This window comes from Lacticaseibacillus zhaodongensis (assembly GCF_009687905.1).
GTDB lineage: Bacteria > Bacillota > Bacilli > Lactobacillales > Lactobacillaceae > Lacticaseibacillus > Lacticaseibacillus zhaodongensis.
In genome coordinates, this window is sequence record NZ_BLBG01000003.1 from 177,097 (window position 1) to 198,273 (window position 21,177).

Annotated in this window: 12 protein-coding genes; 6 read left to right on the top strand and 6 right to left on the bottom strand. The window is 51.6% G+C overall.

Going from position 1 to position 21,177, the window contains the following annotated elements; all coding sequences use genetic code 11:
* The first annotated feature begins 370 nt into the window (after positions 1–370).
* Positions 371–7,711, top strand: coding sequence for a mucin-binding protein (locus GN107_RS04865; protein ID WP_155286618.1), 7,341 nt, complete (start codon positions 371–373; stop codon positions 7,709–7,711).
* A gap of 31 nt (positions 7,712–7,742) precedes the next feature.
* On the opposite strand, the gene GN107_RS04870 is transcribed toward GN107_RS04865, so the two are convergent.
* On the bottom strand, positions 7,743–8,009 hold the full coding sequence (locus GN107_RS04870; protein WP_155286617.1) for a hypothetical protein: 267 nt from the start codon (positions 8,007–8,009) through the stop codon (positions 7,743–7,745).
* A 317-nt stretch (positions 8,010–8,326) separates the two neighbouring features.
* Between GN107_RS04870 and GN107_RS04875 the strand changes: the two genes are divergently transcribed.
* Complete coding sequence (locus GN107_RS04875; protein WP_196246247.1) at positions 8,327–13,177, top strand: mucin-binding protein; 4,851 nt, start codon at positions 8,327–8,329, stop codon at positions 13,175–13,177.
* 105 nt (positions 13,178–13,282) lie between these two features.
* A complete protein-coding gene (locus GN107_RS04880; RefSeq protein ID WP_196246246.1) occupies positions 13,283–13,906 on the top strand; it encodes a YdeI/OmpD-associated family protein in 624 nt (207 codons plus the stop codon).
* A gap of 50 nt (positions 13,907–13,956) precedes the next feature.
* On the opposite strand, the gene GN107_RS04885 is transcribed toward GN107_RS04880, so the two are convergent.
* The 5 genes from GN107_RS04885 to GN107_RS04905 form a co-directional block, all read right to left on the bottom strand.
* Positions 13,957–15,303, bottom strand: a complete 1,347-nt coding sequence (locus GN107_RS04885) for a dihydrolipoyl dehydrogenase family protein (RefSeq protein WP_155286614.1) — start codon at positions 15,301–15,303, stop codon at positions 13,957–13,959.
* A 57-nt stretch (positions 15,304–15,360) separates the two neighbouring features.
* The gene (locus GN107_RS04890) at positions 15,361–15,789 is read right to left on the bottom strand and encodes a MarR family winged helix-turn-helix transcriptional regulator (RefSeq protein WP_155286613.1); all 429 of its coding nucleotides are present in this window, start codon (positions 15,787–15,789) and stop codon (positions 15,361–15,363) included.
* Positions 15,790–15,932: 143 nt separating this feature from the next.
* Positions 15,933–16,580, bottom strand: coding sequence for a pyroglutamyl-peptidase I (gene pcp / locus GN107_RS04895; RefSeq protein WP_155286612.1), 648 nt, complete (start codon positions 16,578–16,580; stop codon positions 15,933–15,935).
* 300 nt (positions 16,581–16,880) lie between these two features.
* Entirely contained in the window at positions 16,881–17,795 is a 915-nt protein-coding gene (locus GN107_RS04900; RefSeq protein WP_155286611.1) for a DUF979 domain-containing protein, read from the bottom strand.
* Positions 17,796–17,797: 2 nt separating this feature from the next.
* A complete protein-coding gene (locus GN107_RS04905) occupies positions 17,798–18,484 on the bottom strand; it encodes a DUF969 domain-containing protein (protein WP_155286610.1) in 687 nt (228 codons plus the stop codon).
* Positions 18,485–18,792: 308 nt separating this feature from the next.
* Between GN107_RS04905 and GN107_RS04910 the strand changes: the two genes are divergently transcribed.
* From GN107_RS04910 to GN107_RS04920, 3 genes are all read left to right on the top strand, one after another.
* Positions 18,793–19,269 carry a GNAT family N-acetyltransferase gene (locus tag GN107_RS04910; protein ID WP_155286609.1) on the top strand — a complete coding sequence of 159 codons (477 nt, stop codon included), beginning with the start codon at positions 18,793–18,795 and terminating at the stop codon, positions 19,267–19,269.
* A 227-nt stretch (positions 19,270–19,496) separates the two neighbouring features.
* Positions 19,497–20,405, top strand: a complete 909-nt coding sequence (locus tag GN107_RS04915; protein ID WP_155286608.1) for a YveK family protein — start codon at positions 19,497–19,499, stop codon at positions 20,403–20,405.
* Positions 20,406–20,418: 13 nt separating this feature from the next.
* The gene (locus GN107_RS04920; protein ID WP_155286607.1) at positions 20,419–21,162 is read left to right on the top strand and encodes a CpsD/CapB family tyrosine-protein kinase; all 744 of its coding nucleotides are present in this window, start codon (positions 20,419–20,421) and stop codon (positions 21,160–21,162) included.
* The last annotated feature ends 15 nt before the right edge of the window (positions 21,163–21,177 follow it).

Consider the following 21,177-nt stretch of genomic DNA (forward strand, 5'->3'; position numbering starts at 1 on the left):
TTTTGCTGCCGACTGTGCCGTGATACTCAGAAGAACTTGCACCACCATAAATAACACCGAAAATTAAAATTATCACCATTAGCATAAACTGAAAATATTCCATATATGCCTAAGCAATGTTAGATAATCCGAATCACAATTGCCGAAACGCTGCGTTATGATGCGAGTATAAAGATGACCATTTCTTGCAAGCAATCGTTATTAATTAATCGTAATAGCGTCCTTTAAAAAACACCGCCAAGCTACTAATATAACATAACCTGATGGACTAGTGGCGTTGCGTGTTCCTTAAGAACCGACAGCGATTGTTTGGTTACATCTTCCATTTCTTAAAACGTTGAATTTCAAGTTTGTGAAAGGTGGGATTATTATGCTTGGAGATTACCGTAAACTCTCAACGCATAATCAAATGCGCCAGGAGCCCGAAATTAGAACCAGAGTCAAAATGTTCAAAGGCAAAGGGCGGTGGTTAACGACACTCCTTGTTGCCGTTGGTGCGGCTGTGGCGGTTCAAAGCCAGACGACTGCCCACGCCTCAACGAGTGATCCGGCAGGCGCTAGTCCGGAGACTACTACTGCAAGTGATCCTGCAGCGGTTGCCCTGCAGACGGCAAAGACGCTCAACTTGGCTGATGTTAAAGGGGAGCAAACCTCTGATGGGATTCCGGAGACGCCAGAAATACCGGTGGCAGCTGCGCAAACCGACACCGGAGAGTCCAGCAAGCCGCCAACAGACCAAAATCTTGGCCAGCCAACATCCCAAGTGACTTCAGAGGAAGCGACTCAAGCCGATGATGAAGCGGTCGCTGGGGATGCGACAGAGACCACCATTGACGATGGCCAAGCCGAGCACGCTGAGCAGGCAACGAAGTTTGTTGACGCCGCTGCCAACACTGAAGATGATGACGATGCCGGTGCGGGATCCACCCCTGAAGCCACCGCTGAGCCGAATGCGGCAATTACGAGCTCAGATAATGCCGATGCAGTAAAGGCAGCTGCAGACGAAGATTCAACGACTGACGCTACAGTAAGTCCGGAAGTTAAGACAGCGGTGGACCCAGTGGCGGCTACTCAGGTTGACACACTATTGTGGACTGAAGTCAGCGATCCAGGAACAATTTCACTTTCCCGGACCATCGAAAATGACGGTAAGAGCTACACCTTCAAGATCAAACCTGGACACGATGATATGGAAGATCATGAAGAGTGGGGCTATCCGCTACTTGATAACACAGTAACGGATGATGCTAGCCAAACGGAGCACACTTATACCTACACACATGGAGATACTAGTGCTTATTACATGCGCGATTTAACCAAAAGTGCGACAGACTATGAGCCACTAGCTTTTCCAGATGACGATCTCGGAACGCTCAAGTACGAAACGAGTACCGCAGCGGATGGCACTCCTTATTTGCGCCTAACGACTGAAGATGCTACCGATCAATTAACGATTACAGAAACACTGTCAATTGATGCTAGCGGTGCGTTCAACCACACGGTCACAGTTAAAAACAATCGGGCCACCAGTTTGGATAAGGTGCAGTTCGGGACGCTGATTGATACTGCACTGGACGAGAATGACGAGATCCCCATCGTTTCCAATGGGGATGGTTCGGCAACCATCTCGAGCTCAACTTCAGAATCTGACAGTTTGACATTGTATTTTACCCCGACTGATAACGATACTTTAACTGTTGGTCACTGGATGAACCCGCGTAAGGCTTCCATCCAGATTCACATGTATGGTGATATGACCGACAAGGCAGTTGTTGCAGGAACCGCTAATAGAGCTGTTTTGGCTTCTGGACTGGATACAGGGGCACAGTTTGAGACACCAGTGCTGTCGCTGGCTCCCGGGGCGACGACTTCATACTCCTACAGTGAGCATTTATATGTCCAGCCAATCACGACGAGCACAATCACCGTCCAATACCAAGATGAGGGGCATGCGACTCTGCAGCCTGATACCACCACGGGCGGGGTCGTCGGGTCACCATTCGTTTTGAGCTCGCAAGCGAAGACGATTGATGGCTACACTTACCTGAAGACGGAAGGTAACGTCACCAGCTTTACTAAAGACCCACAAACTGTCACTCTAGTCTTCCAAAAAGTGGTGCCAGTGACTCCACAAACTGCGACTATCACCTATGAGGATGTCACGGACGGTAATAAAACGCTCGGTGCGGTGGACACCATTACCGGGAATTCAGATACGACCGCAACCTACACTACCGCCGAGCGGATTAAAGAATACACGGACCAAGGTTACAAATTGGTCAACGATGGAACAAAAGATGGCATTGTCTTCGATAGTGATGATGACGCGGACCAGCCTTTTGTTGTGCAACTGGCACATGACACTGTCGCTGTCACCCCTAAGGATCCTCATGATGCCGAGCCAAGCGACTTTAGCGCCACGGCAACACGCGTGATCAATTACGTCAATTCTAGCAACCCGACGAAAGTGCCCGCACAGGCGACCCTGACCCAAACCGCCACCTTGACGCGAACGGGGACTGAGGATCTTGTTACCAAGGAAGTCACATTCTCCGGCTGGAAAGAAGGCACAGTTGCGGCTGTTGATAGCCCGGAAGTTGCTGGCTACACACCGGATCAGGCTACTGTTCAGGCAGCCTCATTCACTGCCCCTGATGTAGATGGCCAGGCTAGTGCGACCGTGACGGTTACTTACAGTGCCGACAAACAGACGGCAGTCGTTACTTTTGTCGATGAGTCGGGTAAGCAGCTGCTCACACCAGATCAGGATATCAGTGGTGATAGTGACAGCGCGGTAGAGCACGACCAGATTGCAACGAACATCAAAAAAGTGATTAGTCAGAATTATGTTTTAGTTAACGACGGAACGGTCGGAGCAAGTTTTGATCACAACGACGACCAACCACAAAAGTTTACCGTGGTTTTTGGCCAGGTTCCGAAGGCACAATTGACAACGACCATTGTGCCGAAGGGTCCAGATGGGCCACTGACACCGACCACACCAGCTCAGGTTACTGGTTTCCCTGGTGATCCAATCAGCGAAACGGACTACCCGGATGTTCCTGGCTACACACCGAACGAAAATCAGAACAAGTTGGTGCCAGATGAGCCTGGTGATACCACCGTTGAGTACACACCAAACACTCAGGCTGCGATCGTGGCTTACGTTGACGAGTCGGGTAAGCAGTTGATCACGCCAGATCAGGATATTACTGGTGATAGTGATACCGCAGTGGTGCACAGTCAAATCAAAGCTAACATTCAAAAGGTGATTAGTCAGAATTACGTTTTAATTAGCGATGGGACAGTCGGTGCAACGTTTGACCACAACGATGACGAGCCGCAAAAGTTCAAGGTGGTCTTTGGCCAAGTTCCGAAGGCAGAATTGACAACGACCATTGTGCCTGAAGGTCCGGATGGTTCATTAACGCCGACAACACCAGCTCAGGTGACCGGTTTCCCTGGTGATCCAATCAGTGAGACGGACTACCCAGATGTTCCAGGATACACACCCACTGAGAACCAGAATAAGTTGGTTCCAAATGAACCTGGTGATACCACTGTTGAGTACACGCCAAACACTCAGAACGCGATTGTGACTTACGTTGACGAATCAGGTAAACAGTTGATCACGCCAGATCAGGACATCACTGGCGCGAGTGACACGGCGGTGGATCATGGCCAGATCACAAATAACATTCAACAAGTAATTGGACAAGATTACGTTTTAATTAGCGATGGGACGGTCGGCGCTAAGTTTGACCATGACGATGACCAGCCACAAAAATTCACCGTAGTCTTCGGCCAAATTCCAAAGGCAAAATTAACAACGACGATTGTGCCAGAGGGTCCTAGTGGTCAATTAACACCGACAACACCAGTTCAGGTAACCGGTTTCCCTGGTGATCCAATCAGTGAGACGGACTACCCGGATGTTCCTGGTTACACACCAAATGAGAATCAGAACAAGGTGGTGCCAAACGAACCTGGTGAGACAACCGTCGAGTACACGCCGAACACCCAGACTGTGACTGTTGCGTACGTTGATGAATCCGGTGCGCAATTGATTACGCCTGACCAAACAATCAATGGTGACAGTGACACGAAGGTTGATCACGCACTAATTGCGACACACATTCAAACGACAATCGATCAAGGATACGTTCTAGTTGAGGACGGTACGGTTGGTGCAACGTTTGATCACAACGATGACCAGCCGCAAAAGTTCACGGTGGTCTTTGGCCAAGTTCCGAGGGCAGAATTGACAACGACCATTGTGCCAGAGGGTCCTAACGACCAGCCGCTGACGCCAACAACTCCGGCTCAGGTGACCGGTTTCCCTGGTGACCCAATCAGTGAGACGGATTACCCAGATGTTCCTGGCTATACACCAACCGAGAACCAGAACAAAGTGGTCCCAAACGAGCCTGGTGACACAACTGTTGAGTACACGCCAAATACGCAAACTGCAACCGTCACCTATGTTGATGAAGAAGGCACGCAGCTGATAACGCCTGACCAAACAATCACGGGTGACAGTGATACAGCAGTAGTGCATGGTCAGATTACAGCGAACATTCAAGAGGTTATTAGCCAGAATTACGTTTTAGTTAGTGATGGGACAGTTGGCGCGACCTTTGATCATGATGATGACAAGCCACAAAAGTTCACTGTGGTCTTTGGTCAGATTCCGAAGGCTGAACTAACAACGACTATCGTGCCTGAGGGTCCAGATGGTCCACTGACACCAACAACTCCGATTCAAGTTACAGGTTTTCCTGGTGATCCAATCAGTGAGACGGACTACCCTGATGTTCCTGGCTACACACCAACCGAGAACCAGAACAAAGTGGTCCCAAACGAACCCGGTGAGACAACCGTAGAGTACACGCCAAATACTCAGAACGCGATTGTGACTTACGTTGATGAGTCAGGTGTGCAGTTGATCACTCCAGATCAGAACATCGCTGGTGACAGTGACACAGCGGTAGACCACAGTGATATTAAAGCCAACATTCAAAAGGTCATCGGACAAGATTACGTCTTGGTTAGCGATGGCACGGTCGGTGCAACTTTTGATCACGATGATGACCAGCCGCAAAAGTTCACCGTAGTGTTCGGCCAAGTTCCGCAGTCAGAGCTGACAACGACCATTGTGCCAGAGGGTCCGAACGACCAGCCGCTGACGCCAACAACACCAGCTCAGGTGACCGGTTTTCCTGGTGATCCAATCAGTGAGACGGACTACCCGGATGTTCCTGGCTATACACCAACCGAGAATCAGAACAAGGTGGTACCAAACGAGCCTGGTGAGACAACTGTTGAGTACACGCCGAACACCCAGAACGCAATTGTGACTTACGTTGATGAGTCAGGTAAAACTTTAAGCACGCCAGATCAGGCCATTAGCGGTGATAGTGACACGCCAGTAGTACACAGTCAGATTACAGCTAATATCCAAAGGGTTATTGGCCAGAATTACGTCTTAGTCAGTGATGGCACAGTTGGTGCGAAGTTTGATCATGATGACGACCAGCCGCAAAAGTTCACGGTAGTCTTTGGTCAGGTTCCGAAGGCAGAATTGACAACGACCATTGTGCCTGAAGGTCCAAATGGGCCGCTGACACCGACAACTCCGGCTCAGGTGACCGGTTTCCCGGGGGACCCAATCAGTGAAACGGATTACCCAGATGTCCCTGGCTATACACCAAGCGAGAACCAGAACAAGGTCGTACCAAATGAACCGGGTGAAACAATAGTTGAGTACACGCCAAATACCCAGACTGTAATCGTGGCATACGTAGACAAGGCGGGCAAACAACTGATTACACCGGAACAGATCTTAACTGGCGACAGTGATGCGGTACTAGACCACAGTCAGATTAAAGACAACATCCAAAGGGCAATCGAACAAGATTACGTCTTAATTAGCGATGGAACAGTCGGCGCTACCTTTGACCATAATGACGACCGGCCACAAAAGTTCACCGTTGTCTTTGGCCAAGTTCCAAAGGCTGAACTGACGACGACCATTGTGCCTAAAGGTCCTAATGGTCCGCTGACACCGACAACACCGGCTCAAGTAACTGGCTTCCCTGGTGATCCAATTAATGAAACAGATTACCCAGATGTTCCTGGCTACACGCCGAGCGAGCATCAGAACAAGGTGGTACCAAACGAGCCTGGTGAGACAACTGTTGAATACACTCCTAATACGCAAATCGCAACTGTGACCTATGTTGATGAGTCAGGCAAGCAGTTGATTACTCCGGATCAGGACATTAGTGGCGACAGCGACACAGCGGTCGACCACAGCGCTGTAACGTCAGGAATTCAGAAGACAATTGAGAAAGGTTACGTGCTGATTAGCGATGGTACAGTCGGCGCTACCTTTGATCACAATGATGACCAGCCGCAAAAGTTCACCGTGGTGTTCGGCCAAGTTCCTAAGGCTGAGTTGACCACGACTATTGTGCCAAAGGGTCCAAACGACCAGCCGCTGACCCCAACTACGCCAGTGCAGGTCACAGGCTTCCCCGGTGACCCAATCAGCAGCACGGATTACCCGGACGTGCCCGGCTACACACCTGAAGAGAATCAGAACACGGTGGTGCCAAATGAACCCGGTGTAACGACGGTTGTCTACACTGCGAACACTCAGACAGCGACTGTGACGTACGTCGATGAGGCCGGCAAGCAAGTGATTACGCCGGACCAGACTGTTAGTGGCAAGTCAGACAGTGCTGTTGATCACGGTCTGGTTACGTCTGATATTCAAAAGGCAATCAGGCAGGGCTATGTTTTAATTGACGATGGCACGGTTGGTGCAACTTTTGACCACAACGATGACCAGCCACAAAAGTTCACCGTAGTCTTTGGCCAAGTTCCAAAGGCAGAGCTGACAACGACCATTGTGCCAAAGGGTCCTAATGGTCCGCTAACGCCAACGACACCGGTTCAGATTACTGGTTTTCCAGGCGACCCAATTCGCGCGACAGATTACCCGGAGGTGCCTGGTTATACTCCGAACGACAATCAGGACAAAGTGGTGCCAAATGAACCGGGTGCAACGACGGTTGAATACAGCCCGAATATCCAGACAGCAACTATTATCTATGTTGACGGCTCGGGGCAGCATCTCATTCCTGATCAACCGATTGCGGATAAGAGCGACACGCCAGTCGATCACGCGCAGATTGAAAAGGACATCCAGACTGCGATTAGTCAGGGTTACAACTTGGTTAGCGATGGGACGGTCGGTGCAGTGTTTGATCATGATGATGATCACGCGCAGATTTTCACAGTGGTTCTTAGTAAACTCCCAGCTCCGCGGCCTACGTACCCTGCAGGTCAGGACACGCCGCCAAGTGCTAGTTCAGATACCGATGAACCTGAGCTGCCATCAACATTTGGTGGAACGACTCCTGATGAACCTGGTCAAGCGGCTACGGGCGGCAATGAGACACCAGCTGAACCAAGCCTGCCAGCAACGTTTGGTGAAACAAGCGACGGTACTGCTACCGGCGGGTCAGGAACGAGAGGCAAGTGGCAAGGAGGGGCAAATCGGCAGTCAAGCTCACAAGCAAATGCTAAGGCAAGCGCGGAGCTACCGCAGACTGGCGATAAGCCCGCAAGTGGGCTGGCATGGCTTGGGGCAACCTTACTCCTGCTACTTGGGCTTGCTGACCGGCGGGGCAAAACACAACGGTAGATTGATTGCAGGTAAGATTATTCCGCAAAAGTTATTCGCAAATATCAAGAAGGTTCAAGAACGGAATCAGCACGTGTAAATCAATAATAGCCATAATCAGGTCTCCGTAATTGGGGGCCTTTTTATCATCATGACGCAATTTTGCGCACAGGAGTTTACGCTTGGCCGCCGAAAAACTGTGGTAGTCGATTTGGTTCAACAGCTGCTGGTTGAGCAAGGATAATTGTGGACAGGCCACAATTGTTATCGATTTGCTTTCAAATAACACATGAAATGGTATATTGACATCATTAGCCAAGCGTGATGCGTTCGCAAATATCCTAATGCCAGATTAGATAACTTGAAGGCTTTGCTTCTGCTAACAGCGGTATTCTTTAAACAAGGGGATGTTGCCAACTTTGCTACATTGCCGTCGATGATTTTATCTTACCTTGAGGGTCGATAAAGTTGATTCACGGAAATATGTTCATTTCGATTTGGGGTTCCAGCTTGAGGAACCAAACTTAAAGTGTATTACTCGATTAGTTTTATGGGTCTGGAAAGTAGACAAAATATTTAGCTACATCTTCCGTACTTAAAACATTGTATTTCAAGTTCATGAAAGGTGGGATTGTTTTGCTTGGAGATTATCGTAAGCTCTCAACGCACAATCAACTGCGTCAGGAGCCAGAAATTAAGACCAGAGTCAAAATGTTTAAGGGCAAGGGCCAGTGGTTGACAACACTACTGGTTGCTGTTGGAGCAGCGGTGGCGGTTCAGGGTCAGGCCACTGCCCACGCGGCAACAAGCAGCACATCTGCAGCTAATCCAGAAACAATCAAACCGGCTGCTGACGAGGTCGTTGCTGCGAAGACGGCAGCGGCCGTCAAACTGAGCACGGCTACTAAAGCTGCAGACAGCACTGTTAACGTTGAGCAAGTGGAAGCACCAATTGCAGCTCCGGCTGATTCTGCCAGCACTGAGGAAACGGAAACAGCAACACCAACACCAACTGTTAGTCAACAAAACGTTGTGCCTGCTGATGACAATCCGGAACAACAGACTGATGAAGCGGCATCTGGGCCAACAGACAAGCAGTCTGCTGATACAACGGAACAAGCAGCACAAAGTGAACAAGCAGTGCCAGCCACTTCCGAAGTACCAAGTGCTGATACTGACGCAACTCAGAAAAATGAGCCCGCAACTGCGTCGAATGCCACCACGTCAGATACCGCCACAGCGGAGCAGAAGAATGATGCTTCTGCAGCAACACCTGCCGGAGCTGATGCATCTGCGGCCACTGGGGATGCGACTGAAGGTGAGCCACAATTTAAAGCGGTTGTTGATCCGGTATCCGCCAGCCTGATTGATACAATTGATTGGACTAAGACAGAAGGGGTCGACGGCGGCCTCCAAACGCCAATTATTCAAGAGTCAATTCTCAATAGTGACGGTAAAACTTATATCCTCGCCGTTAACCCCGCAAATAGTGGCGATGGTTATCCGTTGTTTAACAATTGGGTTGCTGATGCTTCTGATCCAGACACGCATTATATGTACACGTATGCTACTGGGCTGACCAGTCAGTATTACATGCGCGATCCGAAACTGGATTTGGATGATGATGAAGATACGAACAGTTTCGTTAGCCTTGAGCATGATCCGAAGGCAAACCAGTTGTATTACGGTACTGGCAGTGATGGCACTAAGTATGTTCGTCAAGATTTGGAAGATAAGGCTGACAACTTGACGATTACCGAAATTGTAAATATTGATCCGAGTGGGGCGTTTAACCACACCGTGTTCATCAAGAATAACGGTTCAGATCCACTGGAAAATGTTAAATTTGGTACCGAACTTGATACCGCTTTTGGCTCGGGCCTCGGTAGTGATGATGTGAACGATGGTGTGCCGATTATTTCAAACGGTGATGGCTCAGCATATCTTCCCAATGCAACGTCGGAGAAAAATCCCAACTTGACGATTTTTGTAAGCCCTACCGGTAACGACACCCTGATTGCTGGTGCGTGGGGTGGCACGAACTTGGATATTAAGTTGCCAAAGGCTGCTGCAGGAACTGCTAATGGCGCTGCACTCAACACGCCAGAGATGGATGAGGCTGCTGGCGTCAGGAAAGATACTTCAGTTCAGTACGAGACACCGACAGTTACTGTGGCTCCGGGAGAAACGATTTCCTATTCTTACTCTGAGCATTTGTACCTGACCCCTGTCGAAACAGGAACAATCACGGTCAATTACCAAGATGAAAACCAGCAAGAACTTAAACCTGCGACAACTGTTGGTGGGGCTGTGGGCTCTCCATTCAGTGTCACCCCGGATCAGGAAATTATTGAGGGCTACAAGTTCCTGCGGACAGACGGTAACGTCAGCACCTTCACTAAGGATCCGCAAACCGTTACCTTGATTTTCACTACTCAACCGGCAACGCAAACCGCCACGATTACCTACCAGGACGCATCAGATGGCAATAAGACGCTTGGGGCAATTGATACAATTACCGGTGATGCTGGTTCAACTGCGACCTACAGTAGTGCGGAGCGAATCGAGGATTACGAGGCTCAAGGCTACAAACTGGTCAGTGATGGAACTAAGGACGGAATTGTTTTTGATAGCGATGACGCTGCTGACCAGCCATTTGTCGTGCAGCTAGAACACAACATTGTTGACGTCACTCCGGATGACCCCCACGAGGCTGATCCTAAGTCCTTTAGTGCTACGGCAACGCGGGTGATCAATTACGTTAACACGAGCGATCCGACAAAAGTCCCTGCACCAGCTACGAAAACCCAAACGGTTACCTTAACGAGAACCGGGACTGAGGACCTCGTCACCAAGACCGTTACCTATTCAGAATGGAAATCAGCAACCGCTGTGGCAGTGCCTAGCCCGGATGTTGCTGGTTATACACCAGACCAGACCACGGTTGCGGCTGACACCTTCACCACGCCAGATGACGAAGGTAAGCCAAGCTCTACGGTTACAGTGACATATACAGCTGATGAGCAAACGGCAGTAGTTAGCTTTGTGGACCAGGATAATAACCCGGTGGCGCCAAGTCAGACAATTACCGGCGCAACCGACACCGCAATTGACCATGGCCAGGTTGCAACTAACATTCAGTCAGCAATGGCCAATGGTTACACCTTGGTCAAGGATGGCACGATTGGGGCTACTTTTGACCACGTTACCGACAAGAACCAAAGCTTTATTGTGACCTTCGTGCCGGTCGAAAAGGCAAGCGTAAGCACGAATCTGATTCCACAAGGACCAGGTGCAAAACCACTCACCCCAACGGAGCCAAAGACGATCACTGGCAAACCTGGTGATCCGATCAGTGCAACAGATTACCCGGATGTTCCAGGTTACACGCCTGATGATGATCAGAGCAAGGTGGTGCCAAATAAGCCTGGCGATACCGTTGTTTCCTACACGCCAGATACCCAAAAAGCCGTGGTCACATTCGTTGATAATGACGGGAACACAGTGGCGCCAAGTCAGACCATCACGGGTTTGACCGACACGGCTGTCGATCACAGTACAATCAACATCCAAGATGCGATGAACGCTGGTTACACGCTGGCGCAAGATGGCACTGTCGGTGCAAAATTTGACCACAAAACTGACAGAGATCAGGCCTTTAGCGTTACGCTGGTGCCAATCGATCAGGCTAGTTTAACGACGCCTTTGATTCCACAAGGGCCCGCGGGAGAACCGCTCACCCCGACGGAGCCAAAGACAGTTACGGGCAAGCCTGGTGCACCAATCAGTGCCGGTGATTACCCAGATGTGCCTGGCTACACGCCAAACGAAAACCAGAACAAAGTGGTACCTAATGAGCCTGGTGACACAATCATCACTTACACACCGGATACTCAGACTGCAACGGTTAAGTACGTTGATAAGTCGGGCAAGCAGTTGATTGCGGCGGCCCAGACGATTACTGGTGCGACTGCGACCGTGGTCGATCATGATCAAATCGCGCCAAACATTCAGAAGGCGATTGATCAAGGCTTCACGGTTGTTAGTGACGAGACTATTGGCGCAAGCTTTGACAGTAATACCGATCAGAACCAGACCTTCACGGTTGTCTTTGCCCCAATTGAGCAGGCAAGTATCACGACCACGCTCGTTCCCCAAGGGCCAGACGGTAAATCACTGACTCCTAAAGACCCAAAGACGGTCACTGGCAAGCCCGGTGATCCAATCAGTGCGACGGATTACCCTGACGTTCCAGGTTACACGCCAGCTGAAAAGCAGGACAAGGTGGTGCCAAACCAGCCAGGTGACACAGAAATTGCATACACGCCGGATACTCAAAAAGCGCTAGTCACCTTTGTAGATGGTGCTGGCAACACGGTGGTGCCAAGTCAGTCAATCACTGGTCAGACCGACACGCCCGTTGATCACAGCACAATCAATATTCAGGCGGCAATTGACGAGGGCTACACCTTAGTCCGGGATGGAACCATTGGTGCAAAATTTGACCATAATACTGCAGACGACCAGACTTTTGAGGTCACCTTAGCCCCGATGGAGCAGCTTAGTGTCACGACCACGCTGATTCCACATGATCCGGATGGCAAGCCACTGACCCCGACAACACCGAAGACGGTCAAAGGCAACCCTGGTGATCCAATCGCTTCAACTGATTACCCAGACGTTCCGGGCTACACACCTGATGAAAACCAGGACAAGGTGGTGCCAAATGAGCCTGCTGATACGGTTATTCGTTACACGCCAAATACGCAGACCGCAACTGTGAGCTACGTTGATGAAGCTGGCAATAAGTTGATCACTCCGGATCTGACGATTACCGGAGCGAGTGATAGCGCAATCGCCCATGGCCAAATCACGGCTTATCTCCAGCAGGCAATCAATGAGGGCTACACGCTCACTACTGACGGAACCGTTGGGGCAACTTTTGACCACGATGATGACCAACCACAGAAATTCACCGTAGTCTTCAGCAAGATTCCTGCAACGGATACTACGACTCCGGATGGTGACAAGGGTGGTGGCGGAACAACGACACCAGAGAACCCGAGTGGTGGTGTCACAGTGCCACCAACCGATGACTCTAGCATCGAGAATCCGGGCCTTCCGTCAACGTTTGGTGGAACAACGCCTAACGCTCCGACTCAGTCCACCACTGCTATTGATGAGCCAACAGAGGAAACAATGGACGAACCAAGCCTGCCATCAACATTTGGTGGTGAAACTACCGACGATTCCACAGGTGCGGCGGCAGATAGTACCACCACGACTGCTACTGGAAACCGGTTGGTAGCCATGAGTTCGGCCAATACCCAGGCTGCGGGTAAAACGGTTGCTAAGGCGGCGAACGCACACGCCAGCGCAACCTTGCCGCAGACGGGTGATCGCCATGCTACCGGTCTCGTAGTGCTTGGTGCCACTTTGATGATGCTGCTTGGTCTCGCTGATCACCGGCGTAAGCTGGAGCGCTAGTTTCGCTGCAGTTGAGTCAAACATTTTCCTCGCAAAGGTCGCCATAACCGGCGACCTTTTGCTATGCTTAGGTTATTAGGGCCAGCAAAACGGGGAGGCACAATGATGCGTGAGAAATTAGATGTGGCAAATTTCAGGACGATTGCCGATTACATTTCCGCTAAGCCATTGGCAGTGCAGGAACAAATGCAAAATATGTACGCAATTTTGAAGGCCGCGTTGCCGCAAGCAGAGGAGCGCTTCAGTTACCAGATGCCGAGCTTTTGGCAGGGGCAGACGGTGGTTTACTTTGACGCTGGCAGTGATTTTATTGGTTTTTACCCGACTGCGGAGCCAATCGCGCACTTTGCGACGGAGCTGGCACCCTACAAGTCTACGAAGGGCGCGGTGCGCTTTCCGCTCGCGGATAAACTGCCTGCGGATTTGATTACGGCCATGGTGCATTGGCGGTTGGGCCAGATTAAGGCGGGTGTTGCGCGGCCGACGCGGACGAAGCGGGCGCAAAATTCAATGCCAGATTTTGTGGAGGCGGCACTAAGTAACCACGGGCTGATGCAGCAATACAAGGCCCGCCCGCCATACCAACGGAATGATTACCTGGGCTGGATTGCCGGGGCTAAGCGGCCTGCGACGCAGCAGAAGCGACTTCAGCAAATGCTCTCTGAACTCGCGGCAGGTGATGTGTACATGAAAATGGCTTGGCACCACAGTCAGAATTCACAACAATAAAAAAACTGTCACCACAAAATTTGTGGTGGCAGCTTTTAGTATCTGGATAATTAGCGTGGCAACAGGCCAGCAAGCAAATCGAGGACGCCAACCGTGGAACTAGGGAAGGCGAAAATCTGTTGTTGGAGCATTGCGGCCGTGTAGCGACCGTTGATGATCATTGTCAGCAGGTTGATCAAATCGTCACCGTCATCGGCGTAGACGCTAGCACCGACCAAGAAACCATCGTGGTCGAACACGAGTGTGGCCTCGGCATCCATGGCGCGCTTGTACTGGAAGGCAAGCTGCTGGCCAAACGGCAACACTTGGGTGCGGAATTCATCTGGCTGGGACTGGGCAGTCGTGACGCTGACGCCAACCTCAGCAATCCGCGGCATCGTGAAGACAACACTCGGAACGACGGGGTAGCTGATTGGGTCCTGATTGCCGAGAATGACACTGGCAATGTAGTTGGATTCGAAAATTGCGACTGGGGTGAGCTTCGCTTGCGGCTTGTCGATGACGTCGCCACTAGCGAAAATATTAGGAACGGCGGTCTGCAGGTGGCCATTGACTTTGATGCCGCGACGGGAGGATTCGATACCCAAGTCTTCCAGACCGATGTTCTCAACGTTGGCAACGCGGCCGGTGGCACCGAGTACATAGTCAGTGTCGATGCTTAACCCACTGTTGGTCGTGACGGTGTAACCGGTAGCGGCCTTGCTGACGGCGTTAACGGCTTCGTTGAAGTGGAAGTGCACACCCTGATTGCTGAGTTTCTTTTGCAGCCGAGCCACGTACGCTGGGTTGAATGTGGCCAGAGCCTTGGCACTAAATTCGACGACATGGACGTCCTTGCCCATGCTTGCGGCCATTGAGGCGAATTCAAGGGCGATGATGCCAGCCCCGATGAAGGTAAGCCGCTCGGGCATGGCGGGCAGGTCGAGGAATTCGCGGCTGTCGTGAATGTATTCGGCCCCGGGGATGTTCAGCATTGCTGGGCGCTGGCCGGTACCGAGGACGATGTAGTCGCTGCTGTATTTCTTGCCATCAACAACGACGGTATGGGCGTCAGTCAACTTGGCGCTGCCGGTGATGAGGTCAATGCCGAGCTGACCGAAGATTTTGGTCATGGTTGGTGCGAGCGGGTCGATCACCTGGTGCTTGTAATTCATCAGGGCGTTCCAGTTGATACTGGGCACGTTGTCGACGCCGGCGCCCTTGAAGCGATTGAGTTGTTCAACCAGTTGGAAGGGACCATCGAGTGCGATTTTGGCGTCACAGCCGTAGTTAGTGCAGGTGCCACCAACCAGGTCTTTTTCCACAATGGCAACGTGCTTGCCGGCCTGCTGCAGGGTGACCGCAGCGTGCCAGGTCGCGTGGCCAGAACCAATCATAATTACGTCATAATTCATTATCCAAGTACCTCCGTCTATTTTTAATCGTGCACGACTAATTGGGCAAAAGCAAAACCCTCAGTTGCTGAGGGCCGCAATCAACTTCTGATTTAAGCTCATTGCTTGTTCATAGTCAGCTTTCGTGAAGCTGTAACGACCCAGACATTCTGCCAATGCTTGCTGAATCGGTGCCTCCTGTGCCTTAGCTTTAGGGGTCAAACTCACTAGTAGTCGGCGGCGGTCCGTTTCCGGGTGGACCCGAGTGACCCAGCCCCGTGCTTCCAGCCGCTTAACGAGGGGAGTCAGGGTGTTTGAACTGAGTTTGAGTTCGTCGCCAAGGTCGCGTAGTTCCCGGTGGTCCTGGTTCCACAGGGCCGTTAGTAACAAGTATTGGGAGTAGGTCAGGTCGAAATCAGCCAGAGCCTCCTGGTAGAACTTGTTGAACAGGCGGTTAACGTTATAGACGCTGAAACACAGTTGGTTAGCTAGGTTGACATGGTTGGTCATGGTTGTTGCTCCTTATTAGTCGTGCACGATTAAACATAGCTTAATGCTTTTGGCTGGCGAATGCAAAATTGATTGAGTGTGGGGACAGCAAAAAGGGCGGACCCATGATGGATTCGCCCTGAGCAGTAACGATTCGTGTGCGCTTAAGCAATCGTTCCTTCGACCGTTTCAATGTCGCCCTTACCGTCGCGCTCAACAATTGCCGTAATTGCGGCCGTGATGCCGCGCACATCGTCGTCCAGCGACAATGACGGTGTATTCGGCCGGTTTGTGACCTGGTTGGGCAGGAACGGGATGTGCATGAAGCCAGCCTTGATGCTTGGGAACTCCTTGTCGCGCATGTACTGCACCTGGTACATGATGTGGTTGCAAACGTAGGTGCCGGCGGTGTTGGAAACTGTGCTGGGCAGACCGGCAGCGCGGATCGCCTTGGTCATCGCTTTAATTGGCAGCTGCGCAAAGTAGGCGTTCGCACCGTCTTCGTGAATCGTGTGGTTCAGTGGCTGGTAGCCGGCATTGTCAGCAATCCGGCCGTCATCCAGGTTGATGGCAACCCGTTCTGGGGTGAGACCGAAGCGGCCACCTGCCTGACCAATGTCGAGCACGTAGTCAGGCTGCTCGCGCGCAATGGCGTCGTGAACAACTTCGGCGCACTTGTTGAAGATGGTGGGGATTTCGAGCTTCACGATGTCTGCACCGGCAATTGTGTCTGGCAGACGCTTAACGGCTTCAATTGCCGGATTAATTTTGTCGGGACCGAATGGATCAAAACCAGTAACGAGAATTTTCATGGTGATTCCTCCTCAAATATGGATGTTTGCGCTTAGTATAACGCTAGATGTCTAAGGCGAGCTACGGAGAGCTGAAGGTTGCGGTTAACACACTTCTGAAAAATGCTTAAAACCAAGCATTTATTCATAAGTCCGTTAATCCTCAGCCTCTACCCGCGGGCCTTCGCTCTGTGTCATAGTCGAGCTACGTGAGGCAGAAGCTTGCGCTTAACACACTCTGGTCCAAATGCTAAAGCCCAAGCATTTGGACCAGAGTACGTTAATGCTCAGCTTCTAAGCGCCTCACTCCGCTCTGTGTTCCTAGAACGCCAAAATGTACATCAGCCCCATTTGCAGTACCAGCAGGAGCAGGGCAATCGGGGCTTGTTGTTTGATTACGCCCATTTCATCGTCCATTTCCATCAGGGCCACTGGTAGGGAGTTGAAGTTGGCTGCCATCGGTGTCAGCAGGGTGCCACAGTAGCCGGAAGTCATGCCGAGGGCCGCCACAACGGCCACGCTGCCACCCTGAGCGATGACGAAGGGAACGCCGATTGCGGCGGTGATGACCGCAAAGGCTGCGAAGGCGTTGCCCATGATGGCGGTGAAGATGGCCATCGCCGCGCAGTAGAGCACTACGCCGAGCAGGTGACTGCCGGCCGGAAAGACGCCCGCAATCAGTTTGGCTGTTAAGGTGCCGACACCGGCCGCGGTGAAGACCGCACCCAGCGTTGCGAGCAGCTGCGGCAGAATACCAGGCGCCCCGACCGAGCGGACCATCCGCTGCGCATCGCTGTACACCTGCTTGACTGGTGCTTTAGTGAGGGCAATTGCCAACAGGAGGGAGACAACGGCGCCGATGCCGATTCCAATTTGGCCGCCCAACTGGGTGAACTGGGAAATCAGGATGGAGACAATCGCCAGGACCACGCTGGGCAGGAAAATCCAACCGCCAAGCTTTTGGGCACTTGCCGCCGCCCGCTTGGGGTTGACCTGCGTCAGGTTGCCGACCTTGATCTGTTTGAACAGGGAGAGGAGGCCGATGACAACGATCATGGCGCCGACGAGCATCGCGGGAATGAAGCTCCCGAAGGCGAAGATAATTGCTAGCAGCGTCCAGAACAGGCCGGTGCCGAGGTGGGTCGGACTTTTGACATCGCGGAAGGACTCAATTCCGGCCAGAGCCATCATAAAACCGATGAGTACATAGAGAATCGTTAGTAATGTGTTCACCATGATTACTCCTCCTTCTTGTCGTGTTTACTTGCCTTGCCCTTGAAGTGGCGGTCGAACAATAGGTTGTAGATGCCGACCAGGATCAAGGTCAAAATGGCGACGGGAATGCTGGCGGTCACAATCTCGATGGGCTGGACCGCGTGGCCGAGTGACTTCATCGTGCTGGAAATCAGCAGGACGGAGCCGGATGCAACGAAGAGGTTCTGCGCGAAGAAGTTCCCAAAATTATCGACCGCAGCGGAGCGCGCTTTGGTGAGTTCAACGTCTTTCTTGGTCAACTTCTTCTCGACGCTCGCTGCGGCCTGAACCATTGGCTGAATCAGGGGTCGAACGAACTGAACTTGCCCGGAGAGGCTGATGCCGAAGACGTTAGTGACCTCCCGCACAATCAAGTAGAGATTGAGGATGCGACCCGGCGTGGCTTTCTTCAGTTTCTGAATGGCACTCACCGCGACTTCCTTCAAGCCGTGACTTTCAACCAGCCCGATCATGGGCAAGGTCAGGAAGAACAGTGAGACCATGCGGTTATCGAGGAAGCTCTTGCCGAGTGTCGACAAGAGGTCGGGGACGGACATCCCGGACAGGACGCCGGTCACGATGGCCGCGACCACAACCACGGCCGTTGTGTCCCATTTGAGGGCAAAGCCGATGACAATCACGGCAATGCCGAGTAGCTTTAAGTATTCCATGGTGATTCCCCCTTTATTATTGGTAAACGTTATCGTTGGATTAAGTAGTTATCCTGTTAATAATAATTTTATAATAATAGGCTTCGCCAGTCAAAATAAAATTTGAATGATGCTTCGCGATAGGGTGCGTAAACGTATTCCGTCAGTAATGTTGCTTGCGTTAAGCAAATACCGTTCGTTTTACACTTATGATTCGGAAAGATGAAAAAAATAGGATTAATGTGTTCACTTACCATCGTGTTTGCCAATGCTACGCGCTATAATTGCAACGTTATGTTTATTAGGACCCACGGAGGAGGAAAACAGCAATGCACATTCGGCCAATCAAACCAGCTGATGACGCAGCACTGAAAGCAGTCATTCAGGCGACCATTCATGAATTTCACAATGATGTTCCGGGTTCGCCATATTTTGACCCACATCTGGGGCAGCTCGCCGAGTTATACGCCGATCCCGCAACCTCAGCATACTGGGTGGTTGTTGACGATGACGACCAAGTGCTCGGTGGGGGCGGTTTTGGTCCGTACCCTTATCCAGATACCGTCGAGGTGCAAAAGCTCTACTTGACGCCTGCTGCCCGCGGTCATGGATTCGGGCATAAGTTGGTCGACATGGCGGCTGCAAGGGCCAAAGAGCTGGGTTTGAAGCAACTCTACATTGAAACCTTCCACAACTACACTGCCGCGCGCGGCTTGTATGAACACCTGGGTTTCAAGCAAATTCCTGCGGCACCGGCTGGTCCGGCCCACCCGGCTTGCGATACTTTTTACCTCAAGCAAATCTAGGCATGATCAACACGTGGCTGCATTTGCGACTGATTTTGGCCCGAATTGAGCTGCAAATGTGCAGAAACTATGTTGCAAAATACATTTCGGCATTTGCTTGGACACATGATTGTGGTTTAATTATAAAGTATGCCGAAATTTGTTATATTCCGTAATATTTTTCTCAGGCAACAGGCAATGATAGACGTTGGAATTTCAAATCAATAAAGAAGATGTGGATGGGACAAATGGATAATGTAATTGAACTAACCAGACTGTGGAATATCATCAAGCGCAGCTTCTGGCTCATGATCGTGCTGGGCATCGTTTGCGCAGCCGCAGCATTTGGGGTCTCCAAGTTTGTGCTGACCCCTAAGTACTCTGCCTCAGTCGCGATGCTTGTTAACCGCAAGTCCGACGACCAAGCAGCCAATGGGGTTCAGTACGCTGACCAGCAGGCGAACGTCCAACTGATTTCTACATATAAGGACATCATCACCAAGCCGGTCATCCTGAATAAGGTTGCTAACCAGCTGACGAACCCCCACCGGGTACTCGTCAAAAAGGCGGTGCCCGCCAAGACCAAGCGGGTGTGGAGTGAACAGGACCAGCGTTACTACACCACCACCACGCGCAAGGCGCAGCCAGCTAAGTACAAGCTGCAGCCGGCCAAGTACTCTAACATTGACGCTAAGAAGCTCAGCGACGAAATTGCAATCGCTAACGAGACGAACTCTCAGGTCTTCACCGTGACGGTCACTGACCCGAGCCCAAGCAAGGCCAAAGACATCGCTAACGAGATCGCGGCCGTGTTCCGCACCGAAGTCGTTAAGATGATGAGTGTCAAGAACGTTTCTGTTGTTTCCAAGGCGACGACTGATGACACGCCCGTTTCACCAAAGACCAAGTTGATTACCCTAGCCGGCTTAGTGCTCGGCATTCTGATCGGCTTCGTGATTGGGACGGTCCGTGAACTCACCGACCGGGCCGTGAAGTCAATCGACTTCCTGACCGACGACATGGGTCTGGTTGACCTTGGCGTTGTCTCCTACATCGGCAAGCTGAACAAGAAGGCACCGGCGGAACCAGCACCGGCAGTCGATGACGATAACAAAGGTGAAGGCCGGATGCAACGCCGGTCATCACGGCGCGTATAGGAGGAGGCAGACTATGTTCTGGAATAAACGTAAAAAAGAGAGCGAAGAGAGTCTGACCCAAGGCGTGCGACTGGTTGCTTACTACGAGCCCAAAAACGTCATCTCTGAACAAGTGCGGACCGTGCGCACGAACATCGAATTCGCCGGCGCGGCCCTCGACAAGCTGCAGGTCGTAATGTTTACCTCCGCTGAAATGTCTGATGGTAAGTCCACCGTTGCGGCCAACGTGGCTGTGACTTGGGCGCAGGCAGGTAAGCACGTGCTGCTGGTTGACAGCGACATGCGCCGGCCAACACTGGACAAAACTTTTGACCTGATCAACGCGCAGGGCCTGTCGACCGTGCTGTCAACCGATAAGAATCCCGGTGACATCATCCACAGCACTTTTGTGCAGAACCTCGACGTCCTGACTTCTGGACCCGTTCCGCCGAACCCAGCCGAGCTGCTCGGTTCGAAGCACATGGCTAGCTTCATCGAATACGCCCGGGCTAACTACGACATCGTGATTCTTGATGCAACCCCAGTCTTGGCCGTGTCCGACGTGCAGGTTTCACTGCCTCAAGTCGATGGCGTGGTCGTTGTCGTGCGGATGGAGAAGACACTCAAGGGGAACGTTAAGCGGACCCTGGAGATTCTCAAAATGTCTGATGCTAAAGTGCTCGGCGTGGTTGAACGCGTCAAGAGTAAGCGCGGTGACGCCGGTTATGGCTATGGTTACGGCTATGGCTACGGTTATGGTTACGGCGAGACTAAATAATCAGCAGCATTCCGG